Consider the following 23,670-nt stretch of genomic DNA (forward strand, 5'->3'; position numbering starts at 1 on the left):
GCGGACGCGATCGCGCGCTGCGAGGCGGCGGGCGTGCCCGAGCCGCGCGCCGACGCCGAAGTGCTGCTCGCGCACGCGCTCGGCACGTCGCGCGCGGGGCTCGTGCTGGCGGCGCGCGGGTCGATGCCCGCCGACGCGGCGGCGCGCTTCGCGCCGCTGCTCGCGCGCCGCGGCGCGAGCCGGTCGCGTACGTTCTCGGCACGCGCGAGTTCTGGTCGTGCGACCTCGTCGTCGACCGCCGCGTGCTGATCCCGCGGCCGGAGACCGAGCTCCTCGTCGAGACCGCGCTGCGGCTCGCGCCCGACGCGCGGCGCATCCTCGACTGCGCGACGGGCAGCGGCGCCGTCGCGATCGCGGTGGCGCGGGAGCGGCGCGAGGCGCTGGTCGTCGCCAGCGACGTGTCGCCCGACGCGCTCGCCGTCGCGCGCGCGAACGTCGCGCGGCACGCGCCGGACGTGGCGCTGGTGCGCGCCGACCTGCTGTCGGCGTGGTGCGACGGCGCCTTCGATCTGGTCGTGACGAACCCGCCCTACGTCGCCGAGCCCGATCTCGCGGGCCTCATGCCCGAGGTGCGGGACTTCGAGCCGCGCCTCGCGCTGGCCGCGGGACCCGACGGGCTGGACGTGCTGCGCGTGCTGCTGGAGACGGCGGCCCGCGTGCTGCGGCCGGGCGGCTGGCTCGTGAGTGAGATCGGGATGGGGCAGGGAGACGCGCTGCGCGCGCGGACCGCGCGGCGGGCTGCATGGGAGCCGCCGGTCGTCCTGCGCGACGGCGCCGGCATCGAGCGGATCGCGGGCATACGCAGGACGACGCAAGAGGAGCGGGCATGGACGCGATCGTGATCCGGGGGGGCGCCATTCTGAACGGCGAGGTGGAGGTGAGCGGCTCGAAGAACGCCGCGTTGCCGCTGCTGTTCGCGACGCTGCTCACGCGCGAGCGCTGCGTGCTGCGCAACGTCCCCGCGCTCGCCGACATCCGCACCGCGCTCGCCGTGCTGCGCCATCTGGGCGCGCAGGTGACGGAGAGCCCGGACGGGCACGAGATCGTCGTCGAGGCGCGCGACATCGTGACCACCGAGGCGCCGTACGAGCTGGTGAAGACGATGCGCGCGTCGTTCCTCGTGCTGGGCCCGATCCTGGCGCGCTTCGGGCGCGCGCGCGTGTCGACCCCGGGCGGCTGCGCCATCGGCGCGCGGCCGGTCGATCTCCACCTCGCCGGCCTCGAGCGCATGGGCGCCCGGCTGCGCATGGTCGAGGGGTACGTCGAGGCCGAGGCCGATCGGCTCCGCGGCGCGAAGATCGTGCTCGACTTCCCCTCGGTGGGCGCGACGCAGCAGCTCATGATGGCGGCGGCGCTCGCCGCCGGCACGACGGTGCTCGAGAACGCGGCCTGCGAGCCCGAGAACGTCTGCCTCGCGCGCGCGCTCCAGGTGATGGGCGCCCGCGTCGAGGGCGCGGGCTCGTCGGTGGTGACGATCGAGGGGCGGCCGGAGCTGCTCGACGGCGCCGAGATCGGCGTCATCCCCGATCGCATCGAGGCCGGCACGTACATGGTGGCGGCGGCGATCACCGGCGGCTCGGTGCGCGTGCGCGGCGCGCGCGTCGACCACCTCGACGCCTTCGTCGAGAAGCTGCGCGAGACCGGCGTCGTGGTCGTGGAAGAGGAGGGCGCGGTGCGCGTCGAGGCCAACGGCCACCTGCGCGCCGTCGAGGTGAAGACCATGCCGTTCCCGGGCTTCCCCACCGACCTGCAGGCGCAGTTCATGGCGCTCATGACGCGCGCCGACGGCACCAGCACGTTCACCGAGACGGTCTTCGAGAACCGCATGCTGCACGCCGCCGAGCTGGCACGCATGGGGGCCAACATCCGCGTCCAGGGCAACGTCGCCAGCGTGCACGGCCCGGCGACGCTCTCCGGCGCGCCGGTCATGGCGACGGATCTCCGCGCCAGCGTCTGCCTCGTGCTGGCGGGGCTCGCGGCGCGCGGCACGACGCGCATCAGCCGCGTCTACCACCTCGATCGCGGCTACGAGCACATCGAGGCGAAGCTCGGCGCCCTCGGTGCCGACGTCCAACGCGTCCGGGAGGCGGCGGCGTGACGAGCGCCCGCGCGCTCGTCTTCGACGCGGGCACGGCCGCGGCGAAGGACCGGCTCGCGCGCCTCGAGCGCCGCGGCGAGACCGCCGGCGCCGCCGTCGAGCAGCGCGTGCAGGCGATCATCGCCGCCGTGCGCCGCCGCGGCGACGCCGCGCTCTGCGAGCTCACCCGCCGCTTCGACGGGGTGAAGCTCACGCCCGCGCGCCTGCGCGTCCCCGCCGACGACCTCGCGGCCGCGTTCCGCGACCTGCCGGCGGCGACGCGCCGCGATCTCGCGACCGCGGCGCGCCGTATTCGCGCCTTCCACGCCCGCCAGCGCGAGCGCTCGTGGACGTTCCGCGACGCCACCGGCGCGCGCCTCGGCCAGATGATCCGCCCGCTCCAGCGCGTCGGCGTCTACGTGCCCGGCGGGCGCGCCGCGTATCCGTCCACGGTGCTCATGACCGTGGTCCCGGCGCGGGTCGCGGGCGTCGACGAGGTGATCGCCGTCTCGCCCGCCGGCGCCGCCGGCTACGCGCCGATCACGCTCGCGGCCTGCCACGTGGCCGGCGTCGACGCGCTCTTCCGCGTCGGCGGCGCGCAGGCGGTGGCGGCGCTCGCCTACGGCACGAAGAGCGTGCTGCGCGTCGACAAGATCGTCGGCCCGGGCAACCTCTGGGTGGCGACGGCGAAGCGGCTCGTCTACGGCCAGGTCGACATCGACGCCATCGCCGGGCCGAGCGAGGTCGTGATCCTCGCCGACCGCGCCGCCGACGCGGAGCACGTCGCCGCCGACATGCTGGCGCAGGCCGAGCACGACCCGCAGGCCGCGGCGATCTGCATCACGCCCGACCGCCGGCTCGCGCTGCGCGTCGCCGGCGCGCTCGACCGGCAGACGGCCGCGCTGTCGCGCCGTGCGATCGTGACGCGCTCGCTCCAGCGCTACGGCGCGATCGTCGTCGTGCCGTCGATGGCGGACGGCGTCGCGCTGGCCGAGCGGCTGGCGCCGGAGCACCTCGGCCTCGCGGTGCGGCGTCCGCGCCGCCTGCTGCCGCAGCTACGCTCCGCCGGCGCGATCTTCGTCGGCGGCTTCGCGCCCGAGGCGCTCGGCGACTACGTCGCCGGCCCGAACCACGTCCTGCCGACCGGCGGCACGGCGCGGTTCGCGTCGCCGCTCGGGGTCTACGATTTCGTGAAGCGCACGAGCCTCATCGAGGCCGGGCCGCGCACGCTGCGCCGCCTCGGGCCAACCGTCGCGCGGTTGGCGCGGCTCGAAGGCCTCGACGCGCACGCCCGCTCGGTCGAGATCCGGCTCGCCGGCAACGGAGGAACCCGCTGATGGCACTCGCTGCACGTCGCGCCCCCGCGCGTGGCCGGGGTCGTACGGCCCAGGTCGCGCGCAAGACCAAGGAGACGGACATCACGCTGCGCCTGGGCCTCGACGGCGCCGGCCAGGCGAAGGTCGACACCGGCGTGCCGTTCCTGAACCACATGCTCGACCTGCTCGCGAAGCACGGGCTCTTCGACCTGACGATCGCGGCGCGCGGCGACGTCGACATCGACGACCACCACACCGTGGAGGACGTCGGGCTCGTGCTCGGCCAGGCCCTGCGCGAGGCACTCGGCGACAAGGCCGGCATCCGCCGCTTCGGCGAGGCCACGGTGCCGCTCGACGAGGCGCTCGTGCAGATCGTCGTCGACCTCTCGGGCCGCCCGTTCCTCGTCTACGACGTGAAGATCAAGCAGGCGAAGATCGGCCAGTTCGACGTCGAGCTGATCCACGACTTCCTGCTCGCGCTGGTGAACCAGGCCGGCATGAACCTCCACGTCCGCATGCTCTCGGGCCGCAACCCGCACCACATCGTCGAGGCCACGTTCAAGGGCCTCGCCCGCGCGCTCGACCTCGCCACCCAGCGCGATCCGCGCGTGCGCGGCGTGCTGTCGACGAAGGGGACGCTCGACGGGTGACGGACGCCATCGCCATCGTCGACTACGGCGTCGGCAACCTGCGCAGCGCGCAGAAGGCCCTCGAGACGCTCGGTCAGGCCGCGGTCATCACGAGCGATGCGGACGTGATCGCACGCGCGCCGGCCGTCGTGCTGCCGGGGCAGGGCGCCTTCGGCACCTGCATGCGCAACCTCGCCGAGGCGGGGCTCGTCGAGCCGGTGCGCCAGGCTGCGTCGTCGGGACGGCCGTTCCTCGGCATCTGCGTCGGCATGCAGCTCCTGTTCGAGGCGAGCGAGGAGTCGCCGGGCGTCGCGGGGCTCGGCATCTTCGGCGGCACGGTCGTGCGCTTCCCGCGCGATCCCGAGCGCAAGGTGCCGCACATGGGCTGGAACCAGCTCCGCATCCGCCGCCGCTCCCCGGCGCTGGCGCACGTGGACGACGGCGCCTGGGTGTACTTCGTGCACTCGTACCACCCGCTGCCGACCGATCCCGACGTCGTCGCCACGACCACCGAGTACGGCGTCGAGTTCGTCTCCAGCGTCGGTCAGGGCAACGTCTGGGCCGGCGTGTTCCACCCCGAGAAGAGCCAGCGCACCGGGCTGCGGCTGCTCCAGGGCTTCGTCGACCTCGTGAACGGAACGCGATGATCCTCTATCCCGCCATCGATCTCCGCGGCGGCCGCTGCGTGCGCCTCACCGAGGGCGACTTCGGCCGCGAGACCATCTACGGCGACGACCCCGTCCACATGGCGCGACGCTGGCAGGCGGCCGGCGCGCGCTGGCTCCACGTCGTCGACCTCGACGGCGCCCGCGCCGGGCGGCCGGTGCAGGCACCGCTCGTGGCGGCGATCTGCGCGGCGCTGCGCATCCCCGTGCAGGTGGGCGGCGGCGTGCGCGACGACGCCGCGGCGCTGGCCCTCCTCGACGCCGGTGCGGCGCGCGTCGTCGTCGGCACGATGGCGGCGCGCGCGCCGGGGCGTTGCGCGCGGCTCTGCCGGCGGCATCCCGGACGGATCGCCGTCGGCATCGACGCGCGCGACGGGCTCGTGCGCACGGCGGGCTGGCTCGAAGGCGAGCAGCTGGAAGCCACGGTCCTCGCCGCGCAGGCGCGCGAGCTGGGCGCCGCGGCGATCATCTACACCGACATCGGCCGTGACGGCACCGAGCGCGGGCCCGACCTCGAGGGCACGCGCGCGGTCGCGCGCGCGGCGGGCGGTGTGCCGGTGATCGCCTCGGGCGGGGTCGGCACGGTGGCGCACCTGCGCGGCGTCGCCGGGCTCGCGGCGGACGGCGTCGCCGGCGCCATCGTCGGCCGCGCGCTCTACACCGGCGCCGTCTCGCTCGCGGACGGCATCGCCGCCCTGGAGCGCGCCTGATGCTCGCCCGCCGCATCATCCCGTGCCTCGACGTCAAAGCCGGCCGGGTGGTGAAGGGCGTGCAGTTCCAGGGTCTGATCGACGCCGGCGATCCCGTCGAGATCGCGCGCCGCTACGACGCGCAGGGCGCGGACGAGCTGTGCTTCCTCGACATCACCGCGTCGCACGAGGAGCGGCCGATCATCCTCGACATCGTCGCGCGCACCGCCGACTGCGTCTTCATGCCGCTCACCGTGGGCGGCGGCGTTCGTACGGTCGCCGACGTGCGGGCGTTGCTGAACGCCGGCGCCGACAAGGCGTCGATCAACACCGCCGCGGTCGAGAACCCCGAGTTCGTACGGGAAGCGTCGGAGCGCTACGGCGCGCAGTGCGTGGTCGTCGCCATCGACGCGCGCCGCCGCGACGCCGACGATGCGGCGAAGGGCTGGGAGGTGTTCACGCACGGCGGCCGGCGGCCGACGGGGCTCGACGCCCTCGAGTGGGCGGCGCGCATGGAGCGCATGGGCGCCGGCGAGATCCTGCTCACCAGCATGGACCGCGACGGCACCAAGGCCGGCTACGACCTCGAGCTGACGCGCGCGGTCGTCGACGCGGTGTCGATCCCGGTGATCGCCTCGGGCGGCGCCGGTACGCTCGACCATCTCGTCGCGGGGCTCACCGCCGGCGGGGCGTCGGCGGCGCTCGTCGCCTCGATCTTCCACTACGGCACCCACACCGTCGCCGAGGCGAAGGAGCACTGCGCGGCGCGCGGCGTGTGGATGCGACGGGAGCCCGTGTGAGCTGGCTCACGGACACGCTCGCGCTCTACGTGCGCGTGTTCCGCAAGGGCGCGGTGCTGACCGCGGCGAACTGGCCCCTCGCCCTGCTCGTGGTCTGCTATCCGATGGGGCTGCTCTTCCTGAACGTGTGGCTCGCGCCCCTCGGGTTCGTGGGCGGCATCCTGTGGACGCTGGCGCTGTCGGCTTGCGTCTCGTCGTGGCTGCACTTCATGGAGCAGGTCGTGCAGGGCACCGGCCGCGCGCATCTCCCGGATCTGCCGCGCAGCTTCGCCACCTACCTCGGCGACGTGGTGAACGTCCTCTTCCTGATCTTCGTGCTGCGGCTGCTCCTCAACCTGGTGGTGGCGCCGGCCTCGGAGCTGGTCGCGATCGTCCTCTCGCTCGCGATGGCGGTGTTCTTCAACGCCGTGCTGGAGCTCATCTATCTCGGCCGCTACAGCGGGCCCGACCTCTTGATGGCGAGCTACCGCTTCATCGGCACGAACTGGATCGAGTGGTTCCCGGCCACGATCCTGCTCCTCGCGCTCGCATTCGGGCTCGACCGGATCCTGCCGGCAGGGCCGTTCGGCTTCTTCACGATCGCCGCCGTCGGGCTGGTGGTAGCCTACGCGTCGATCGTGCGCGGCCTGCTCTATCTCGAGCTGGCGACGTCGAGCCGCCGCGCCCGCGAGTTCAAGCGCCGCGCCTCGATGTAGGCCTCAAGTCGGAGCCCCGGTGGGCCGATGGATGGACGATGCTCCATCGCGGTCCCATGGCCCTCGCCCTGGCGGTCTCGTTGGCCGTGCCCGCCCTGCGTCCATGGGCGACGACGGCCGGCACGCAGGTGCCCGCCGCCTCGCCGGCGAAGGGCAGCGCACCCGAAGGGACGTACGACAAGTGGGCCTGGTTCGCGGACACCTACTGGATCGTCCCCGAGGCGGGCATCTACTCGATCTACCATCCGCTCGGCACCGCCGAGTTCGTGGTCGCGCGCGGGCAGACGGTCTTCCACGTCACCGACTACTTCAACGGCTACTTCACCGGCACGGTGGTCGTGAAGCTGACCGGCGCGCTGGTCCCGACCTGCCAGTACATGCTCGGCCAGGTGACGCCCCAGAAGCGAGTTTACCTGACGATGTACGACGTCGCGACCGGCGTGGTGACGAACACGCCGCTCGGCCACATGGTGAAGAAGCACGGCAGGTGGACCATGGTGAACCAGATGACCGGGCCCGCCGCCGGCGGCACCCTCAGCCACTGGGCCTACATGGTGCAGTCGAAGCCGGGCGACGCGTCCTTCACGAGCCTGCCGTTCGCCGGCGAGTCGATCCCCACGTTCCTCGCGGGCTGCCCCCCCGGGCCGACGATCCGGCTGCCCGACTAGCGCCGGCGCCGGCCGTCAGCCGGCGTGCTGGGCTTCGAGCCAGCGCTCGGCGTCGATCGCGGCCATGCAGCCGCTGCCCGCCGCCGTGACCGCCTGGCGGTAGGTCGGGTCCTGCGCGTCGCCGCAGGCGAACACGCCCTCGACGCTGGTGTAGGTCGAGCGGTCCTTGGTGAGGATGTAGCCGCGGTCGTCCATCTCGAGCTGGTTCGCGAAGAGCTTCGTGTTCGGCTCGTGGCCGATGGCGACGAAGAGCCCCTCGAGCGGCATGTCGCGCTTGGCGCCGGTCTTGGTGTCCTCGAGCCGGACCGCGGTGAGGCCGCCGGCCTGCGGATCGCCGAGCATCTCGTCGACGGCGACGTTCCACACGAACTCGATCTTCGGGTTCCGCAGCGCGCGGTCCTGCATGATCTTCGACGCGCGCAGCTCCTCGCGGCGGTGGAGGACGTTCACCTTGGTGGCGAACTTGGTGAGGAAGAGCGCCTCCTCCATCGCCGTGTCGCCGCCGCCGACGATGCCGACCTCCTTGCCCTTGTAGAAGAAGCCGTCGCAGGTGGCGCAGGCCGAGACGCCGTAGCCCATGAGCTTCTTCTCGCTCTCGAGGCCGAGCAGCTTGGCGCTGGCGCCGGTCGCGACGATGAGACTCTCGGCCTCGTGCGTGACGCCGTCGAGGGTCACGGTGAAGGGACGCTTCGAGAGGTCGACCTTGGAGACGTCGCCGTAGAGGAACGTGGTGCCGAAGCGCGCCGCCTGCTTCTTGAAGATCTCCATCATCTCCGGGCCGAGGATGCCGTCGGCGAAGCCGGGGTAGTTCTCGACGTCCGTGGTGATGGTGAGCTGCCCCCCCGGCTGCGAGCCCTCGACCACGGTGGGCGCGAGGTTGGCGCGGGCGGCATAGATGGCGGCGGTGAGGCCGGCCGGGCCCGAGCCCAGGATCAGCACCTTGTGGAGGGTGGGGGTGTGGGTCGCGGTCTCCGACATGGTCTCGGCAGTATGGGTTCTCGCACCGGCCTCGGCAACGGTTGCGCGGGAACACGGCCTCGGCTCGCGCCGCGGCCGCCGCCCTTGAGCGGGCGGGCGGGCTCCTGTAGCCGGGACGATCCATGCCGCGCCCCCCCCGTCTCTCGCACACCGACCGTCGCGGACGGGCCCGCATGGTCGACGTCTCGCCGAAGCGGGTCACCGCACGGGAGGCCGTCGCTCGGGGCGAGGTCACCATGGCCCCGGCCACGCTCCGCCAGGTGGCCGAGGGCACGTGGCCGAAGGGCGACGTCCTCGTGGTCGCCAAGCTGGCCGGGGTCATGGCCGCGAAGCGGACCGCCGACCTGATCCCGCTCTGCCACCCGCTGCCGCTCGACCACGTCGAGGTGACGCTGACCCCCGATCCGAAGCGCGCGCGCGTCGTCATCGAGAGCCGGGTGCGGGTGACGGCGCGCACGGGGGTCGAGATGGAGGCGCTGACGGCGGTCGCGGTGGCGGGGCTCGCCCTCTACGACATGTGCAAGGCGGTCGATCGCGACATGACGCTCGGCGCAGTGCGCCTCGTCAGCAAGCGCGGCGGCCGCAGCGGCGCGTACCGCCGCGCGGGGGAGTGATGGGGCTGCGTACGCTGACGCTCCGCCCGGGCCGCGAAGGTCCGGTGCGCGCCGGCCATCCCTGGATCTTCTCCGGCGCCATCGCCTCGGGGCTGGCGTCGTGCGAGCCCGGCGAGCCGGTGCGTATCGCCGCCGCGAACGGGCACTTCGTCGCGCTCGGCTACGCGAACCCGAAGACGACGATCGCGGTGCGCGTGCTGGCGCTCGAGGACGTCGCCGTCGACCGCGCCCTCGTCCTGCGGCGTCTCGACGCCGCCCTGGCGCTGCGGCGCGCGACGCTGCCGGCGGATCTCACCGCCTACCGCGTGCTGAACGGCGAGGGCGACGGGTTGCCCGGCGTGATCGTCGATCGCTACGGCGACGTCCTCGTCTGTCAGATCCTCACCGCCGGCGCCGCGCGCCTCGTGCCGCTGCTGGTCGAGGCGCTCCTCGAGCGGCTCGCGCCGCGCACCATCTACGAGCGCAGCGAGGGCGGCGTGCGCGCCGAGGAGGGCATCGCGGGCGCACGCGGCGTGCGCGCCGGCGCCGAGCCGCCGGCGCGCCTCGAGATCGACGAGCTCGGCATGCGGCTCCTCGTCGACGTCGTGCACGGCCAGAAGACGGGCTTCTTCCTCGACCAGCGCGACAACCGCGCCCGCGTGCGCGGGCTCGCCGCCGAGCGGCGCGTGCTGAACGTCTTCGGCTACACCGGCGGCTTCGCCGTCGCCGCGGCGCTCGGCGGCGCGGAGCACGTGATCAGCGTCGACACGTCGCGCCCGGCGCTGGCGCTCGGCGAGGAGGCGTTCGCCCTGAACGGGCTCGCGCCCGAGCTCGCGACCTGGGTCGAGGGCGACGCCTTCGACTGGCTGCGCGAGGGCCGCGAGCCGTTCGATCTCGTCGTGCTCGATCCGCCGCCGTTCGTGCGCCGCCGGCGCGATCTCGCCGCCGGCCTGCGCGGCTACCGCGACGTCAACCTGCAGGCGCTGCGGCGCGTGTCGCCCGACGGCTGGCTGCTCACGTGCTCGTGCTCGCAGCACCTCGACGCGCGCGGGTTCCGCGAGGTCGTCGCGCACGCCGCCGCCGCGGCCGGCCGCTCCGTCCGCGTGGTCGCGACGCTCGGCCATCCGCCCGACCACCCGACGGCGCTCGCGCACGCGGAGGGCGAATACCTGAAGGCGCTCTTGCTCCGCATCGGGTAGGGAGTCGTCTCCGCCGGCGACTCCCCTCGCCGTCAGCGCGGCGCCAGCGCCTCGAGCGCACCGCGGTCGGGCGCGTGGCCGCCGCCCACGGGCAGCGGCAGGAGGCAGACGTGATCGGCGCCCGCTTCGACGTGTGCCGCGAGCCGCTCCCGGATGCGCTCGGGCCCGCCCCAGGCGACGATGGCGTCGACCAGGCGATCGGACAGGTCGCCGGCGAAGTCCGCCTCGTCGAAGCCGAGCGACGCGAGGTGCGTGCGGTAGACCGGCAGCCCCTCGACGTAGAAGCGCATGTAGGCGCGGGCGGCGGTGCGGGCGCGGGCCGCGTCCGACTCGAGGAGGACGGCCTGCTCGACGCACACCAGGCGGTCGCCGAGCGCGGTGCGCGTGCGGCGCGTGTGCCCGGGGGTCGCGAAGTAGGTGAGGACGCCGCCCGCGTCGGTGGCGGCGAGCGCCTGCATGCGCGGCTGGAGCGCGGCCAACACGACCGGGGGCTCGGCCGGCGGCGCCGGCGCCGTCCACGGCGTCGTGCGCATCGCCTCGAGGTAGCGGCGCATCGCCGTCACGGGCTTCTCGTAGATGAACCCCCGCATCGTCGCCGAGGCGGGGTTGTTGACGCCGAGCCCGAGCACGAAGCGGCCGCCCGACGCCTCGGCGTGCGTGCGCGCCGCGGCGATGGCCTGCTGCGGCGTCCGCGTCCAGATGCTGGCGACGCCGGAGCCGACGACGAGCCGGTCGGTGGCCGCGAGCAGATGGCCCGCGTGCGCGTAGGCATCGCGCCCGAGGGCCTCGACGATCCAGAGCACGCCGTAGCCGAGTCCTTCGACCGTGCGCGCGAGCTCCACGGTGTCGCGGCCGGAGAGCTCGTCGAGGAAGGCGAAGACGCCGAAGCGGGGCAGCTGCATGGGCGCGACGCTAACGGGATCCGACGTCGAGGCAAGCCGGTTGCGCCGGCGACGTGCGCCGCGAGCGATCGTCTCTGCCGGCGGCCCCGACTACGACGCCCGCATGACGGACGGGGATCGGGTGGCGGACGCGGGCGAGCGGGTCCTCATGGCGGGCGCCGCCGCGTGCGACGAGGCGCAGCTCCTGGCCGTGTGCCTCGGCGACGGCGATCGGGCGCGCGCCGAGGCGCTCATCGCCGCGGCGGGCGATCTGCGCGGGCTCGAGCGCGGCGACGCCGCCTGGCGTGCCGTGCTCGGCCGGCGCTGGCGGCGGCCGGCGGCGCGGCTGCGCGCGGCGCTCGAGCTGGGACGCCGCTTGGCCACCGTGCCGCTGCCGCTCGACGCCCCGCTGCGCGACGCGGCCGCGGTGTGGGCGCATTTCCGCGGCCGCCTGGCACAGCTGGAGCGCGAGGTGTTCGTCGTGCTGCTCGTCGACGGGCGCAACCGCATCCAGGGCGAGGTGTGCGTCTCGGCGGGCACGCTCACCGCGGCGCTGGTCCATCCGCGCGAGGTGTTCGCGCCGGCGCTGCGGGCGCAGGCGGCGGCCCTCGTCCTGGTGCACAACCATCCGAGCGGCGATCCCACGCCGTCGGCGGAGGATCTGGCGCTCACCGAGCGCCTGCGGCGGGCGGGCGAGCTGCTCGGGGTGCGGGTGCTCGACCACGTCGTCCTCGGCCAGGGACGCTACGTCAGCCTGGCCGAGGACGCGCGGTGGTGAACCCGCGTCGGGGCGGCGGCGTTCGCCGCGGCCCTCAGAACGGGATGTCGTCGTCCTCGGGGCCTGGAGGCGGCGGCACGTCCTCGCCCGCGTGACCCATGCCGCCGCCGCGTCCCTCGCCGCGGCCGGCGCCGCCACCGAGGAACTGCACGCGCTGGGCGTTGATCTCGGTGATGTACTTCCGGTTGCCGTCCTTGTCGTCGTACTGGCGCGTCCGGATCTGGCCCTCGATGTAGACCTGGCGGCCCTTCTGGAGGTACTGGCCGCAGGTCTCGGCCTGCTTCCCCCAGACGACGATGTTGTGCCACTCGGTGCGCTCCTGGCGCTGACCGTTCGAATCCTGGAACTGCTCGCTGGTCGCGATGGGGAACTTCGCGACCGCACGGCCGCCTCCCGTGAACCGGACCTCGGGATCCTTCCCGAGATTGCCGATGAGCATCACCTTGTTGAGCGACATCGCCGCCTCCCTTCGATCGGCGGACCATAGGACCCGCCCCCGCGGCGGTCAACGCGCGGAGGCGACCGCCGTTGTCGCCGCGACGTCCGCTTCGAGCGGCATGCCCCCAACGTCGTTGACCCGTCCCCCGTGGGCCGCGTATCTACGGCGAGTTGCCGCCCTTCGGGGCCGAACGCCGGAGGCTCGATGAGCGTCATTCCACCACTGCGGGTGATCCCGCTGGGAGGGCTCGGCGAGATCGGGCTCAACTTCCTGATCCTCGAGCTGGGCGAAACCGCGATCGCGATCGATTGCGGCGTCACCTTCCCGGACGAGCAGCGCTTCGGCGTCGATCTCGCGATCCCCGATCTCTCCTACCTGCGCACGCTCGGCGAGCGCTTCAAGGCGATCTTCCTCACCCACGGGCACGAGGACCACATCGGCGCGCTGCCGTACGTGCTGCCCGAGTTCCCGGTGCCGGTGTACGGCACGCCGCTGACGCTCGGCTTCGTGCGCAGCCGCCTGCGCGAGCACGAGCTCTCGGCGACGCTCGCCACCTTCGCCGACGAGCCGATCCGGGTCGGCGACTTCGCGGTCACCCCGTTCGCGATGACGCACTCGATCCCCGACAGCGTCGGCCTCGCCATCCGCACGCCGCACGGGACGGTCGTCCACACCGGCGACTTCAAGATCGACCAGACGCCGCTCGACGGCCGCCTGCCCGACCTCGGGCGGCTGTCCGAGCTGGGGCAGGAGGGCGTGCTGCTGCTCATGTCGGACTCGACGAACGTCGAGACCGCCGGCGTGACGCCCTCGGAGCGCACCGTCGGCACGCACCTCGAGCCGATCTTCCGCGAGGCGATGGGGCGCATCGTGCTGACGACGTTCTCGTCGCACCTGCACCGCATGCAGCAGACGATCGACCTCTCGATCCGCTTCGGGCGCAAGGTGGCGCTGATCGGCCGCAGCCTCACGGCGCACGTGGCGACGGCGCGCGAGCTGGGCCTCCTCACCGTCCCCGAGGGCGTGATCGTCGACCTCGGCGTGGTGCGCGACCTGCCGCGCGAGCAGGTGACGGTGATCTCGGCCGGCAGTCAGGCCGAGGCGGCGTCGGCGCTGATGCGCATCGCGATGGACGCGCACAAGCAGTTCCATCTCGACGCCGGCGACACGGTGATCCTCTCGTCGCGCATCATCCCCGGCAACGAGCGCGCGATCGCGAACCTCGTGAACCATCTGTATCGCCGCGGCGCGATCGTCCACTACGGGCGCACGGCGCCGATCCACGTCTCGGGGCACGCGTCGCAGGAGGAGCTGAAGCTCGTGCTGAACCTCGTGCGGCCGCGACACTTCGTGCCCGTGCACGGCGAGTTCCGGCACCTCGTCCGCCACCAGCAGCTCGGACGCCAGGTCGGCGTACCGCCCGACGGCTGCCATCTGCTCGAGAACGGCGACGTCCTCGAGCTCGACGCCGCGGGCGCGCGGCGGGCGGAGCGCGTGACCGTCGGCCGCGTCTTCGTCGACGGCAAGGGCGTCGGCGAGGTCGGCGACGTCGTCCTGCGCGACCGCCGCCACCTCTCCGAGGACGGCTTCGTGCTCGCGATCCTGGCGCTGGCGCAGCACTCGGGCGACGTCATCGCCGGGCCCGACCTGATCTCCCGCGGCGTCCTCGCCGACGACGCCAGCCCGGAGGTGATGGAGGCGGCGAAGGACGCCGTGCTCGGCGCGCTCGCCGGGGTGAATCCCGAGTCGCGCACCGACACGGCCGAGGTCCAGGAGGAGGTGCGGCGCGCACTCCGGCGATATTTCAAGCGCTTGGACCGCCGCCCGGTGATTTTGCCCTTCGTGCTCGAGATGTAGTACACCGGTCGCCGCTGTGGTCGGGGAGTGGTTGGGATGATCTCGGTGGGCGAAGCGTGTCTGCTCGGCGCGGTGCAGGGGCTGACGGAGTTCCTGCCGGTGTCGAGCGACGGGCACCTGGCGCTGACGCAGCAGTTCCTGACGCCGATGCCGGCGGACCAGAAGCTGGCCATCGACGTCGCCCTGCACGCCGGCACGCTGGTCGCGCTCATCATCTACTTCTGGGCCGACCTGTGGGGCATGGCGCGCGAGCTGCTCGAGCCGCGGCGGAGCGGCTGGCTGCGCAGCTGGGTGTGGTTGGTCGGCGTCGGCACGATCCCCGCCGCGATCGTGGGTCTCACGCTGCGCGATTTCGTCGCCGACACCTATGACTCGCTGTGGGTGATCGGCGGCGGCTTCCTGGTGACGGGGACGCTCGTCTTCCTCGGCAGCTGCGTGCGCGGCGCGCTCCGCAGCGAGGAGACGCTCGATCGCAGGGACGCGATCATGATCGGCGTCTTCCAGGTCTCGGCCCTGCTGCCCGGCGTCTCGCGCTCCGGCTCGACGATCGCGGCGGCGCTCTTCCGGCGTATCCGCCCCGACGTCGCGGCGCGCTTCTCCTTCCTGCTGGGGATCCCGGCGATCGCCGGCGCCGTCGTGCTCGAGGGGCCGAAGGCGCTGGCGCTCGGGCCCGAGGCCTACACGCCGCTCGCCGCCGGCATCCTGGTCGCGCTGATCACGGGCCTCGTGGCCATCTGGCTGGTGATGCGTGCGGTGGCCAGCGGCCGACTCCACTGGTTCGCCTACTACACCTGGACGCTCGGCGTGGCCGTGCTCCTCGGTGCGGCGTTGTCCTGATGGCGGCGAAGCGTTCCGCGCAGCCGCAGCTCAGCCCCGCCCGCCATCTCGTGCGCGAGGCCGAGGCGATCACCGGCGGTGCCGTCGCGCTGTTCCTCTTCCTGAGCCTGATCTCGTACGTGCCGGAGGCGCCGCGCGACAATCTCGGCGGCGCGGTCGGGCACGCGATCGCCGACGTCGCGCTGCGCGCGCTCGGTGCGGCCGCGTATCTGTTCCCCGTCTATCTCGGCTGCGTCACGGTGGCGCTGCTGCGCCGCTCGAGCGACGACCTGGGCGGCGTGCGCATGGCCGGGGCGGGCCTGCTCGTCGGCAGCGTCGCGGCGCTGGGCGGGCTGGTCGCCGGCGGGCGTCCGAGCGTCAACGGGGGCGGGTGGCTCGGCGGCTTCCTCGGCACTGCGCTGCGCGACCTGGTCGGCCTGCCGGGCGCCGGGCTCGTGCTCGTCGTGCTGATCGTCGTCGCGCTCGTGCTCGCGACCGGCATGTCGGCGATCGAGATGGGCGAGAAGCTCTGGGGCCTCGCCAGCACGGGCGGGCGCTCGCTCGGCGAAGCGCTGGCGGGTGGCCTGGCGCGCCTGCGCGAGTACCGCGCGGCGGCGCCGCAGCCCGCGCTGGTCGAAAAGCCACGTGCGCGCCCGGCACGCCGGGGCGGCCCGATCCCGCTCACGCAGGTGGTCGAGGACGACGCCCCCCGGCGCGTGATCGCGCCGCCGCCGATCATCCGCGAGCCCGAGCCGAAGCCGGTGAAGAAGGAGAAGGCGAAGCGCGTCCAGGAGCAGGAGGAGCTGTTCGCCGCCGACACCTACCGCCTGCCGCCGCTGGCGCTGCTCGACCTGCCGCAGAAGGGCACCGCGCCGATCGACGAGACGGCGCTGCACACGAGCGCGCGCATCCTCGAGAACAAGCTCGCCGACTTCGGCGTCGCCGGCAAGGTCGTCGCGGTGCGGCCCGGCCCGGTCATCACCACCTTCGAGTTCGAGCCCGAGCCGGGCGTGCGCGTGGCGCGCATCGTCAACCTGGCCGACGACCTCACCATGGCGCTGCGCGCGGCGTCGGTGCGCATCCTGGCGCCGATCCCGGGCAAGCCCGTCGTCGGCGTCGAGGTCTCGAACCCGAAGCGCGAGACCGTCTTCATCCGCGAGGTCATGCAGGCCGAGCCCTACGCCTCGTCGGAGTCGCGGCTGACGCTGGGCCTCGGCAAGGACACCACCGGCAACGTCTACGCGCACGACCTCGCGCGCATGCCGCACCTCCTCATCGCGGGCGCCACCGGCACCGGCAAGTCGGTGTCGATGAACGCGATGATCCTCTCGATCCTCTACAAGGCGTCGCCGCGCGACTGCCGCATGATCATGATCGACCCGAAGATGCTGGAGCTCTCGGTCTACGAGCACATCCCGCATCTCCTCGTGCCGGTCGTGACCAATCCGAAGAAGTCCGCCGCCGCGCTGAACAACATGGTGCGCGAGATGGAGGACCGCTACCGCCTCCTGCACGACAAGGGCGTGCGCAACCTCGACAGCTACAACCGCCTGATCGCCCAGGAGCAGGAGGCGGCCGCCGCGCGCGCCGCCGAGGCCGAGGCGGAGGACGAGGAGGAGGAGGTCGACGACGAGGATCCGGAGCTCGAGGGCGCGGACGACGAGGAGGAAGAGGACGACGAGGAGGAGGCCGCGGCGCCGCAGGCCTCGGGCCGCGGCGAGGGCACGCTGAACCACCGCCACCTGCCGCGCATCGTCGTCATCATCGACGAGCTGGGCGATCTCATGCTGACGGTCGGCCACGAGATCGAGGAGTCGATCACCCGCCTGGCGCAGAAGGCGCGCGCCGCCGGCATCCACCTGATCCTCGCCACGCAGCGCCCGTCGGTCGACGTCATCACCGGCCTCATCAAGGCGAACTTCCCGTCGCGCATCTCGTTCAAGGTGACGTCGGGCACCAACTCGCGCACCATCCTCGACTGCGTCGGTGCCGAGCGCCTCCTCGGCGAGGGCGACATGCTCTTCATCCCGCCCGGCACCGCGCGCATGGTGCGTCTGCACGGCGCCTTCGTCTCCGACGAAGAGGTCCACAAGGTCGTCGACTACATCAAGCGCCAGGAGCAGCCGCGCTACGAGATGGAGCTGCTCGAGGGCGAGGAGGAAGAGGAGGAGGGCGGCGCGCCGGAGGAGGACTTCGACGACGCCCTCTACGACCAGGCGGTGCACCAGGTCACCGAGCACCGCCAGGCGTCGATCTCCTGGCTCCAGCGCCGCCTGCGCATCGGCTACAACCGCGCCGCCCGCATGATCGAGCGCATGGAGCGCGAAGGCGTGGTCTCGGCGCCCCTCGGGCCGAAGGGCCGCGAGGTCATCGCTCGCCGCATCGAGGACTGACGGACGGCGGGCGCGGCGCCCGCGGTTCGTCTTGCTCCACCGCGCGGCCGCGGTCATGACTGGCCGCCGTGTCGACCGCCGCCGTGCCGCCCGACGCGCCGCCGGCGGCTGCCGCGGCGCTGCCGCCCCTCTACACGCGCGACTTCTGGGTCGCCTGCGCGGTCCACTTCACCGGGGCGATGAGCCTCGCGATGTTCATCCTCGTCCCGCTGTTCATCCGCGAGGTCGGGGGCGGCGAGGCGACCATCGGCCTCGTGCTCGGCGTCGGCACCGCGGCGAGCGTCGCGCTGCGGCCGCTGGTGGGGCTCCTGCTCGACCGCGTCGGGCGGCGGCCGGTGCTGCTCGTGGGCGGGCTGCTCAACATGCTCTCGTACCTGCCGTTCCTCGGCGTCGAGCGCGTGGGCCCGTGGCTCTACCTCTGGTGCACGCTGCACGCCGTCGTGTGGGGCGCGCTGTTCGCGGCGTACTTCACCTACGCGGCGGATCTGACGCCGGCGGCGCGGCGTGCGGAGGGCATCGCGGTGTTCGGCGTCGCCGGCATGTCGGCGAACGGCCTCGGGCCGGTACTCGGCGAGACCATCATCGCCGAGTCGGGCTTCGCGACCTTCTTTCTCGTCGCCTCGGGCTTCGCCCTGCTGTCGCTCCTGCTGACGCCGCTCGTGCCGAAGCGGCCCCGCGTCCTCTCGGCCGCCGCGGCGGTGGCGCCGAGCGCGAAGGGCGCGCTCCTGCGCGCCGCACGCCACCCCGGGCTGCCGGTCGTGCTGGTGGCGACGATGCTCCTCGGCGTCGCCATCAACGCCGCGTTCTTCTTCGTCGCGCCCTACACGCGCGATCTCGGCATCGCGCGCAGCGGCGCCTTCTTCAGCGCCTATGCGGCGACGAGCGTCGTCGTCCGCCTGTTCGGCCGGCGCATCCTCGACGTGCTCGGTCCGCATCGCGTCTCGATCCCGGCGTTCGCCGTGTTCGCGCTCGGGCTCGCCGGGCTCGCGCTCCTGCCCGCACCCGGGCTCCTCGTCCTGTGCGGCGTCGCCTGCGGGGCAGGGCACGGAACGCTCTTCCCGGTGCTGAACGCGCTGGCGATCACGCGCGCGCCGGCCCACCTGCAGGGCACGGTCGTGAGCCTCCACACCGCCGCGCTCGACCTCGGCGCCGTGGTCGGAACCCCGCTGTGCGGCCTCGTCGCCGAGGTGCTCGGGTGGCGGGCGATGTTCGTGCTGATGGGCGTCGCGAGCCTCGCCGGGCTCGTGTGCATGGCGACGGATCCGCGTCGCCGGCGGGTCGCGGCGGTTTGACCCTCGCCCCGGTCGCGGGCTAGCCAGCGGCGGCCGTGTCCCTCGTCTCGCCCGCCTCTGCGCCGCCCGCGGGCATTCGTGCCAACGCGTACCTGCCCGAGGTCGAGGCGCTGCGCGGCATCGCCGTGCTCCTGGTCTATGCGTTCCACACGGACCGCTTCTTCACGATCCCCCTCGAGCTGGCCGGCACCGACACGCGCGCGGCCGTGGTCTCGCCGCTCGTCGCGTTCGTCCGCTCCGGACACACGGGTGTGTCGCTGTTCTTCGTGCTGAGCGGCTTCCTTCTCTCGCTGCCGTTTCTCGCCGAAGCTGCCGGGGGGCCGCATGTCGGCCGATGGCGCTATGCCGAGCGCCGCGCGCTGCGCATCCTCCCGCTCTACGCCTTCCTCCTCGTGGTCGCGGTCCTCGCGACCGGCAGTGGATGGTGGCGCGGCGCGGTCTACCTCGTGTTCGCCAACGGCTTTACGCCCCGACCGCCGGTGATGCCGCCCTGGACGAACGTCGTGTGGAGCCTCGCGACCGAGGCGCAGTACTACGTCCTCCTGCCGCTCCTGTCGCTCGCAATGCGCAGCCGCTTCGGGGTCGCGCTGCTCGCGCTCTACGCCGCCACGTGGGGCGCATGGGTGGCGGGGTGGCTGCCGCCGCACTCGGGGTTGGAGGCGTTCCGGCTCGCGCACTCGGTAGTCGGGCGCGGCTGGACGTTCCTCGCCGGCATCGCCGTCGCCTGGGTGTACCGCACGCACGGGCCTGCGCTGCGTGACTGGGCCGCACGCATCCCCTGGCTGCGCCGCGGCGGCAGCGACGCCCCTGCTCGGCGTCGTGGTGCTGGCCCAGGGGGTGCTCCTGCTCTGGGTGCTGCGTCAGCCGAAGGAGCTCATGTTCGTGCCGCCGCTGATGCTCTGGCACGTCCCCGAGGCCGTTGGCTGGGGGCTCGTCCTCATCATCGTGCTCCTCGCGCCGCTGCGGACGAAGGTGCTCCTCTGCAACCCGATCCTGGTGGGGATCGGCGTCCTCTCGTACTCGATCTACCTGTGGCACGTGCCGGTGCTGCACTTCGGCCTGCGGCCTGTGTCGGCATGGTGGGGCGCGTCGCCGCAGGGCTGGAACGGGGCGGGTGTCGTGGTCTTCGCGATCCTGAGCGTCGTGGTGCTGGCGGGATCGATGCTCACGTACTTCGCCATCGAGCGGCCGTTCCTGCGGCGCAAGGCGCGGCTCGGCGTCTGACGCGCTTGCGCACCCCGGCCGCGCGGGCTAGCCGTGCCGGATGCCATTCGCCGCCGTCCTCGCCGCCGTGCTCGTTCTGGTCGGGAGTGGGGGCGCGCGGGCGGACGAGCTGCGCACGGCGCTCGATCGTCTGCAGCAGCGCTACGACGCTACGAAGACGATGAAGGCCGACTTCAAGCAGGTCGTCGAGTCGCCGTCGCTTGCCGGGACGCTCGAGTCGAAGGGCACCGTCGCCTTCGAGAAGCCGAACCGCATGCGCTGGGACTACGCGGCGCCCGACCCGCAGCTGATCGTCGGCGACGGCACCACGCTGTGGGTCTACCAGCCCGACCTGAAGCAGGTCATCAAGGCGCCGCTGACGCGCGCGTTCCAGTCGAGCACCCCGGTGACGTTCCTCGCCGGCCTCGGCAGCCTCGAGCGCGACTTCGAGGCGAAGCTCGAGAAGGACGAGGGCAAGGAGTGGCTGCTGCGCCTGACGCCGCGCAAGCAGGAGCAGGGGCTCGGCACGCTCTTCCTCGCAGTGCGCAAGTCGGATGCGAGCGTCGCCGAGGCGCGCATCACCGACCCGGTCGGCACGACGACGCGCATCCTCTTCTCCGACGAGGAGCGCAACGTCGCGCTGGCGGCCGATCTCTTCCGCTTCATCCCGCCGGACGGGGTTGACGTGGTGGCGCCCCCCTCCTATTGAGCCGCGCGCCGCATGCCCTCCTTCGACGTCGTCTGCAAGCTCGACCTCCAGGAGGTCGACAACGCCGTGAACCAGACCCTGCGCGAGGTCGGGCAGCGGTTCGATTTCAAGGGGGCGAAGGTCGACGTGCGGCGCGAGGAGTCGACGATCCACGTGCACTCGGACGACGACTTCAAGGTGAAGGCCCTCGGCGACGTCCTGCGCGAGAAGCTCGCCAAGCGCGGCGTCCCGCTGAAGGGGCTCGACGCGAAGCCGATCGAGCCCGGTCCCGCCGGTACGGCCAAGCAGCGCATCGACCTCCAGCAGGGCATCGCCACCGACAAGGCGCGCGAGATCGTGAAGCTCATCAAGGAGCGCAAGCTGAAGGTCCAGGCGGCGATCCAGGGCGATCAGGTGCGCGTCACCGGCAAGAAGCGCGACGATCTCCAGACCGTCATCCAGCTGCTGCGCGAGCAGGACCTCGACATCGCGATGCAGTTCGTGAACTTCCGGGACTGAGCCATGGCCGACCCGCGTCGCGTCCACGTCCTCACCCTGGGGTGCCCGAAGAACCAGGTCGACGCCGAGCTGATGCTGGGCGTCCTTGCACGCCGCGGCCACGAGCTCGTCGCCGATCCCGACGGCGCCGACGTGCTGGTCGTGAACACCTGCGCCTTCATCGGCCCCGCGAAGGAGGAGTCGATCGACGCCATCCTCGAGGCGGCGCGTACCAAGGCCGCGCGCGAGGGACGGCGGCTCGTCGTCACCGGCTGCCTCGCGCAGCGCTACGCCGACGATCTCGTGCAGGAGATGCCCGAGGTCGACGCCTTCGTGGGTACCGGCGACCTCACGCGCATCGCCGACGCGGTGGAGCAGGGAGCGGCGGACGCACAGGTCGTCTACCGCGGGGCCCAGCACGAGCTGCCGCTGCACGGGGTCTCCCCGCGTGTGCGCACCGGGGCGTGGTGGACGTCGTACCTGAAGGTCTCCGAGGGCTGCGACCACACCTGCAGCTTCTGCATCATCCCCAAGATCCGCGGGCGGCACGAGAGCCGGCCGATGGAGGACGTCGTCGCCGAGGCCGCGTCGCTGGCCGCCGACGGCGTGCTCGAGCTGAACCTGATCGCCCAGGACCTGACCGCCTACGGCCGCGACCGCCGCGACGGCACGACGTTGGCGCGCCTGCTGCACGCACTCGCCATGCGGGTTCCGTCGGTGCGCTGGCTGCGCCTGCTCTACGCGTATCCGTCCTCGGTCACCGACGAGCTGCTCGAGGTGATGGCGCGCGAGCCTGCGATCTGCCGCTACCTCGACATGCCGCTCCAGCACATCAGCGACGACGTCCTGCGGGCGATGCGGCGGGAGCGCAGCGGGGCGGCGCTGCGGCGTCTGATCGCGCGCATCCGCGAGGCGGTGCCGGGAATCGCGCTGCGCTCGTCCTTCATCGTCGGCTTTCCGGGCGAGACCGAGCGCTGCGTCGACGAGCTGTGCGCCTTCCTCGAGGAGGCCGAGCTCGATCGGGTGGGGGTGTTCCGCTACTCGCAGGAGGAGAACACGCACGCGGCCACGCTCCCCGGTCAGGTCCCCGAGAAGCGCAAGAAGGCGCGCTGGGAGCGCGTCATGGCCACGCAGGCGGGGGTCGCAGCGCGCAAGGCACGCGCGCAGGTCGGGTGCGAAATCGACGTCCTCGTCGAGAGCGAGGGCCCGAACGGTACGGCAATCGGGCGAACGACCACGCAGGCGCCGGAGATCGACGGCGTCATTCGCGTCCGCGGGGACGCGGCTCCCGGCGATCTCGTGCGTGTGCGCATCACGGGCGCGGACACGTACGATCTGGAGGGCGAGATATGCGCCCGCGACGTTGACAGGCCTCGGGTCTCCCCATAGATTCCGGCGCCCCGAGGAGGGGGATGACGATGCGCAAGGCGTTTCTGAAGAAAGCTCGCGAGACCCTCGAAACCACGCGCACGAATCTCCTCCGGCACGTGCAGCACGATCTCCACGGCATCCGCGACGCCAGCAAGGACGAGGGAATGGACACCTACGACCTCGCCAGCGACGCGCGCGACAAGGAGATCAATCTGATCCTCGGCGACCGCGACCGCGAGAAGGTCGCGGCGATCGACGAGGCGCTCAGCCGCATCGAAGACGGTAGCTACGGCGTCTGCGAGAACTGCGAGAGCGACATCTCCGAAGCCCGCCTCGAGGCCCTGCCGTTCACGCGCCTGTGCATCAACTGCCAGGCCGAGCGGGAGCGCGAGGCCAAGATGAACCGGCGCTTCGAGGAAGACCGCAGCTTCCGTCGCCTCGGCATGGGCGACTCGGACGACAGCGACGGATGAGGCGTCGCCGCGCCGGCCCGCGGGAGCCGGCGCGCGACCCGTCAGAGCAGCCCGCGGCCGCCGAGACCGGCCGCGACGAGCACGGTCGCTGCGGCGGCGATCAGGACGCTCAGCACCGCCGGGACCGCGTCGAGCGTGTGTACACGCTCCGTGCCGCGCACCTGGAGGAAGAGCGCGTAGAGCGCGGCGAGGATCCCGAGCCGCGGCACCCAGAAGAAGACGGCCGGCGCGAAGCCGTAGGCGACGGCGCGGAACGTCGGCTCGAAGCCGCCGCGCCCGTCGAACAGATGCTGCGCGACCAGCGTCAGCAGCGTCGCGACGACGAAGCCGAGGGCGATGGTGGCGATGAACGTCCACACCGCTCCGCCGAGGCACCAGCAGATCAGGAAACGGCCCGCGGCGTTCACGGCGGCCACGGCGGCGAGGAAGGTCAGCGGCTCGGCGAGGCCGCCGGCCTGCGGCATGTCGGCGAAGAAGCCGCGCGGGTCGGTCATCACGCGTCGCCACGTGTCGGGGAAGCTGGAGCCAGGGGGCGGGATCTCGGGAGCGTCGTGCGACATCGGGCTCCGGTATAGCGACGGTCGCTCGGGGCGTCCACGACCGCACGCATCGGCGGTGGTCGCGCCCGGACGCGCATGGTACAGCCTCGCCCGCGATGCACCCTGGGACGGC

The 23,670-nt window shown here is 72.9% G+C and carries 25 protein-coding genes; 21 read left to right on the forward strand and 4 right to left on the reverse strand.

What is annotated here, in order from left to right; all coding sequences use genetic code 11:
- Positions 1-17: 17 nt before the first annotated feature.
- From prmC to KIT14_16780, 9 genes are read left to right on the forward strand one after another with little or no spacing between them, the layout of a single operon-like run.
- Positions 18-842 carry a peptide chain release factor N(5)-glutamine methyltransferase gene (prmC, locus tag KIT14_16740; protein ID MCW5892170.1) on the forward strand — a complete coding sequence of 275 codons (825 nt, stop codon included), beginning with the start codon at positions 18-20 and terminating at the stop codon, positions 840-842.
- Positions 827-2,098, forward strand: a complete 1,272-nt coding sequence (murA, locus tag KIT14_16745) for a UDP-N-acetylglucosamine 1-carboxyvinyltransferase (GenBank protein ID MCW5892171.1) — start codon at positions 827-829, stop codon at positions 2,096-2,098. The genes prmC and murA overlap by 16 nt, the downstream gene beginning before the upstream one ends.
- Complete coding sequence (gene hisD, locus KIT14_16750; GenBank protein MCW5892172.1) at positions 2,095-3,414, forward strand: histidinol dehydrogenase; 1,320 nt, start codon at positions 2,095-2,097, stop codon at positions 3,412-3,414. Before murA ends, hisD begins: the two co-directional genes overlap by 4 nt.
- The gene (hisB, locus tag KIT14_16755; GenBank protein MCW5892173.1) at positions 3,414-4,043 is read left to right on the forward strand and encodes an imidazoleglycerol-phosphate dehydratase HisB; all 630 of its coding nucleotides are present in this window, start codon (positions 3,414-3,416) and stop codon (positions 4,041-4,043) included. The genes hisD and hisB overlap by 1 nt, the downstream gene beginning before the upstream one ends.
- Complete coding sequence (gene hisH, locus KIT14_16760) at positions 4,040-4,669, forward strand: imidazole glycerol phosphate synthase subunit HisH (protein ID MCW5892174.1); 630 nt, start codon at positions 4,040-4,042, stop codon at positions 4,667-4,669. Before hisB ends, hisH begins: the two co-directional genes overlap by 4 nt.
- The gene (gene hisA, locus KIT14_16765) at positions 4,666-5,397 is read left to right on the forward strand and encodes a 1-(5-phosphoribosyl)-5-[(5-phosphoribosylamino)methylideneamino]imidazole-4-carboxamide isomerase (GenBank protein ID MCW5892175.1); all 732 of its coding nucleotides are present in this window, start codon (positions 4,666-4,668) and stop codon (positions 5,395-5,397) included. Before hisH ends, hisA begins: the two co-directional genes overlap by 4 nt.
- On the forward strand, positions 5,397-6,176 hold the full coding sequence (hisF, locus tag KIT14_16770) for an imidazole glycerol phosphate synthase subunit HisF (GenBank protein MCW5892176.1): 780 nt from the start codon (positions 5,397-5,399) through the stop codon (positions 6,174-6,176). The genes hisA and hisF overlap by 1 nt, the downstream gene beginning before the upstream one ends.
- The gene (locus KIT14_16775) at positions 6,173-6,871 is read left to right on the forward strand and encodes a hypothetical protein (GenBank protein MCW5892177.1); all 699 of its coding nucleotides are present in this window, start codon (positions 6,173-6,175) and stop codon (positions 6,869-6,871) included. The genes hisF and KIT14_16775 overlap by 4 nt, the downstream gene beginning before the upstream one ends.
- 38 nt (positions 6,872-6,909) lie before the next feature.
- On the forward strand, positions 6,910-7,539 hold the full coding sequence (locus tag KIT14_16780) for a hypothetical protein (protein ID MCW5892178.1): 630 nt from the start codon (positions 6,910-6,912) through the stop codon (positions 7,537-7,539).
- Positions 7,540-7,554: 15 nt separating this feature from the next.
- Here KIT14_16780 and trxB read toward each other — a convergent pair whose 3' ends face one another.
- Positions 7,555-8,517 (reverse strand): thioredoxin-disulfide reductase, encoded by a 963-nt coding sequence (gene trxB / locus KIT14_16785; GenBank protein MCW5892179.1) that lies wholly within the window; start codon positions 8,515-8,517, stop codon positions 7,555-7,557.
- Between the two features lie 122 nt (positions 8,518-8,639).
- On the opposite strand from trxB, the gene moaC reads away from it, so the two are divergent.
- Both moaC and KIT14_16795 read left to right on the forward strand, forming a co-directional pair.
- A complete protein-coding gene (gene moaC, locus KIT14_16790; protein ID MCW5892180.1) occupies positions 8,640-9,131 on the forward strand; it encodes a cyclic pyranopterin monophosphate synthase MoaC in 492 nt (163 codons plus the stop codon).
- On the forward strand, positions 9,131-10,309 hold the full coding sequence (locus tag KIT14_16795; GenBank protein ID MCW5892181.1) for a class I SAM-dependent rRNA methyltransferase: 1,179 nt from the start codon (positions 9,131-9,133) through the stop codon (positions 10,307-10,309). The genes moaC and KIT14_16795 overlap by 1 nt, the downstream gene beginning before the upstream one ends.
- 32 nt (positions 10,310-10,341) lie before the next feature.
- On the opposite strand, the gene KIT14_16800 is transcribed toward KIT14_16795, so the two are convergent.
- Positions 10,342-11,211, reverse strand: coding sequence for a TIGR03620 family F420-dependent LLM class oxidoreductase (locus tag KIT14_16800; GenBank protein MCW5892182.1), 870 nt, complete (start codon positions 11,209-11,211; stop codon positions 10,342-10,344).
- Between the two features lie 103 nt (positions 11,212-11,314).
- Here KIT14_16800 and radC point away from each other — a divergent pair, with 103 nt between their 5' ends.
- On the forward strand, positions 11,315-11,968 hold the full coding sequence (radC, locus tag KIT14_16805; GenBank protein ID MCW5892183.1) for a DNA repair protein RadC: 654 nt from the start codon (positions 11,315-11,317) through the stop codon (positions 11,966-11,968).
- 34 nt (positions 11,969-12,002) lie between these two features.
- On the opposite strand, the gene KIT14_16810 is transcribed toward radC, so the two are convergent.
- The gene (locus KIT14_16810) at positions 12,003-12,425 is read right to left on the reverse strand and encodes a single-stranded DNA-binding protein (protein MCW5892184.1); all 423 of its coding nucleotides are present in this window, start codon (positions 12,423-12,425) and stop codon (positions 12,003-12,005) included.
- Between the two features lie 186 nt (positions 12,426-12,611).
- Here KIT14_16810 and KIT14_16815 point away from each other — a divergent pair, with 186 nt between their 5' ends.
- The 9 genes from KIT14_16815 to KIT14_16855 all read left to right on the forward strand — a co-directional run bounded on the left by KIT14_16815 (position 12,612) and on the right by KIT14_16855 (position 22,998).
- Positions 12,612-14,264, forward strand: a complete 1,653-nt coding sequence (locus KIT14_16815; GenBank protein ID MCW5892185.1) for a ribonuclease J — start codon at positions 12,612-12,614, stop codon at positions 14,262-14,264.
- Between the two features lie 36 nt (positions 14,265-14,300).
- Positions 14,301-15,101 carry an undecaprenyl-diphosphate phosphatase gene (locus KIT14_16820; protein ID MCW5892186.1) on the forward strand — a complete coding sequence of 267 codons (801 nt, stop codon included), beginning with the start codon at positions 14,301-14,303 and terminating at the stop codon, positions 15,099-15,101.
- The gene (locus KIT14_16825; protein ID MCW5892187.1) at positions 15,101-17,473 is read left to right on the forward strand and encodes a DNA translocase FtsK 4TM domain-containing protein; all 2,373 of its coding nucleotides are present in this window, start codon (positions 15,101-15,103) and stop codon (positions 17,471-17,473) included. The genes KIT14_16820 and KIT14_16825 overlap by 1 nt, the downstream gene beginning before the upstream one ends.
- Positions 17,474-17,541: 68 nt before the next feature.
- Positions 17,542-18,765, forward strand: a complete 1,224-nt coding sequence (locus KIT14_16830) for an MFS transporter (protein MCW5892188.1) — start codon at positions 17,542-17,544, stop codon at positions 18,763-18,765.
- Between the two features lie 756 nt (positions 18,766-19,521).
- Positions 19,522-19,989, forward strand: coding sequence for a hypothetical protein (locus tag KIT14_16835; GenBank protein MCW5892189.1), 468 nt, complete (start codon positions 19,522-19,524; stop codon positions 19,987-19,989).
- Positions 19,990-20,029: 40 nt separating this feature from the next.
- Positions 20,030-20,677, forward strand: coding sequence for an outer membrane lipoprotein chaperone LolA (gene lolA, locus KIT14_16840; GenBank protein MCW5892190.1), 648 nt, complete (start codon positions 20,030-20,032; stop codon positions 20,675-20,677).
- A gap of 12 nt (positions 20,678-20,689) precedes the next feature.
- Positions 20,690-21,175, forward strand: a complete 486-nt coding sequence (locus KIT14_16845; protein ID MCW5892191.1) for a YajQ family cyclic di-GMP-binding protein — start codon at positions 20,690-20,692, stop codon at positions 21,173-21,175.
- A 3-nt stretch (positions 21,176-21,178) separates the two neighbouring features.
- Positions 21,179-22,543, forward strand: coding sequence for a 30S ribosomal protein S12 methylthiotransferase RimO (gene rimO, locus KIT14_16850; protein ID MCW5892192.1), 1,365 nt, complete (start codon positions 21,179-21,181; stop codon positions 22,541-22,543).
- Between the two features lie 23 nt (positions 22,544-22,566).
- On the forward strand, positions 22,567-22,998 hold the full coding sequence (locus KIT14_16855) for a TraR/DksA family transcriptional regulator (protein ID MCW5892193.1): 432 nt from the start codon (positions 22,567-22,569) through the stop codon (positions 22,996-22,998).
- A 41-nt stretch (positions 22,999-23,039) separates the two neighbouring features.
- Here KIT14_16855 and KIT14_16860 read toward each other — a convergent pair whose 3' ends face one another.
- Positions 23,040-23,558, reverse strand: a complete 519-nt coding sequence (locus tag KIT14_16860) for a YIP1 family protein (protein MCW5892194.1) — start codon at positions 23,556-23,558, stop codon at positions 23,040-23,042.
- Positions 23,559-23,670 lie beyond the last annotated feature (112 nt).

Source organism: bacterium (assembly GCA_026129405.1).
Classification (GTDB): domain Bacteria; phylum Desulfobacterota; class Binatia; order DP-6; family DP-6; genus JAHCID01.

Excerpts from the sequence above, each read along its gene's own strand:
- murA (MCW5892171.1), top strand. The coding sequence starts at position 827 with ATGGACGCGATCGTGATCCGGGGGGGCGCCATTCTGAACGGCGAGGTG.
- hisB (MCW5892173.1), top strand. The coding sequence starts at position 3,414 with ATGGCACTCGCTGCACGTCGCGCCCCCGCGCGTGGCCGGGGTCGTACG.
- hisA (MCW5892175.1), top strand. The coding sequence starts at position 4,666 with ATGATCCTCTATCCCGCCATCGATCTCCGCGGCGGCCGCTGCGTGCGC.
- hisF (MCW5892176.1), top strand. The coding sequence starts at position 5,397 with ATGCTCGCCCGCCGCATCATCCCGTGCCTCGACGTCAAAGCCGGCCGG.
- KIT14_16780 (MCW5892178.1), top strand. The coding sequence starts at position 6,910 with ATGCTCCATCGCGGTCCCATGGCCCTCGCCCTGGCGGTCTCGTTGGCC.
- trxB (MCW5892179.1), bottom strand. The coding sequence starts at position 8,517 with ATGTCGGAGACCGCGACCCACACCCCCACCCTCCACAAGGTGCTGATC.
- moaC (MCW5892180.1), top strand. The coding sequence starts at position 8,640 with ATGCCGCGCCCCCCCCGTCTCTCGCACACCGACCGTCGCGGACGGGCC.
- KIT14_16795 (MCW5892181.1), top strand. The coding sequence starts at position 9,131 with ATGGGGCTGCGTACGCTGACGCTCCGCCCGGGCCGCGAAGGTCCGGTG.
- KIT14_16800 (MCW5892182.1), bottom strand. The coding sequence starts at position 11,211 with ATGCAGCTGCCCCGCTTCGGCGTCTTCGCCTTCCTCGACGAGCTCTCC.
- radC (MCW5892183.1), top strand. The coding sequence starts at position 11,315 with ATGACGGACGGGGATCGGGTGGCGGACGCGGGCGAGCGGGTCCTCATG.
- KIT14_16810 (MCW5892184.1), bottom strand. The coding sequence starts at position 12,425 with ATGTCGCTCAACAAGGTGATGCTCATCGGCAATCTCGGGAAGGATCCC.
- KIT14_16815 (MCW5892185.1), top strand. The coding sequence starts at position 12,612 with ATGAGCGTCATTCCACCACTGCGGGTGATCCCGCTGGGAGGGCTCGGC.
- KIT14_16820 (MCW5892186.1), top strand. The coding sequence starts at position 14,301 with ATGATCTCGGTGGGCGAAGCGTGTCTGCTCGGCGCGGTGCAGGGGCTG.
- KIT14_16825 (MCW5892187.1), top strand. The coding sequence starts at position 15,101 with ATGGCGGCGAAGCGTTCCGCGCAGCCGCAGCTCAGCCCCGCCCGCCAT.
- lolA (MCW5892190.1), top strand. The coding sequence starts at position 20,030 with ATGCCATTCGCCGCCGTCCTCGCCGCCGTGCTCGTTCTGGTCGGGAGT.
- KIT14_16845 (MCW5892191.1), top strand. The coding sequence starts at position 20,690 with ATGCCCTCCTTCGACGTCGTCTGCAAGCTCGACCTCCAGGAGGTCGAC.
- rimO (MCW5892192.1), top strand. The coding sequence starts at position 21,179 with ATGGCCGACCCGCGTCGCGTCCACGTCCTCACCCTGGGGTGCCCGAAG.
- KIT14_16855 (MCW5892193.1), top strand. The coding sequence starts at position 22,567 with ATGACGATGCGCAAGGCGTTTCTGAAGAAAGCTCGCGAGACCCTCGAA.
- KIT14_16860 (MCW5892194.1), bottom strand. The coding sequence starts at position 23,558 with ATGTCGCACGACGCTCCCGAGATCCCGCCCCCTGGCTCCAGCTTCCCC.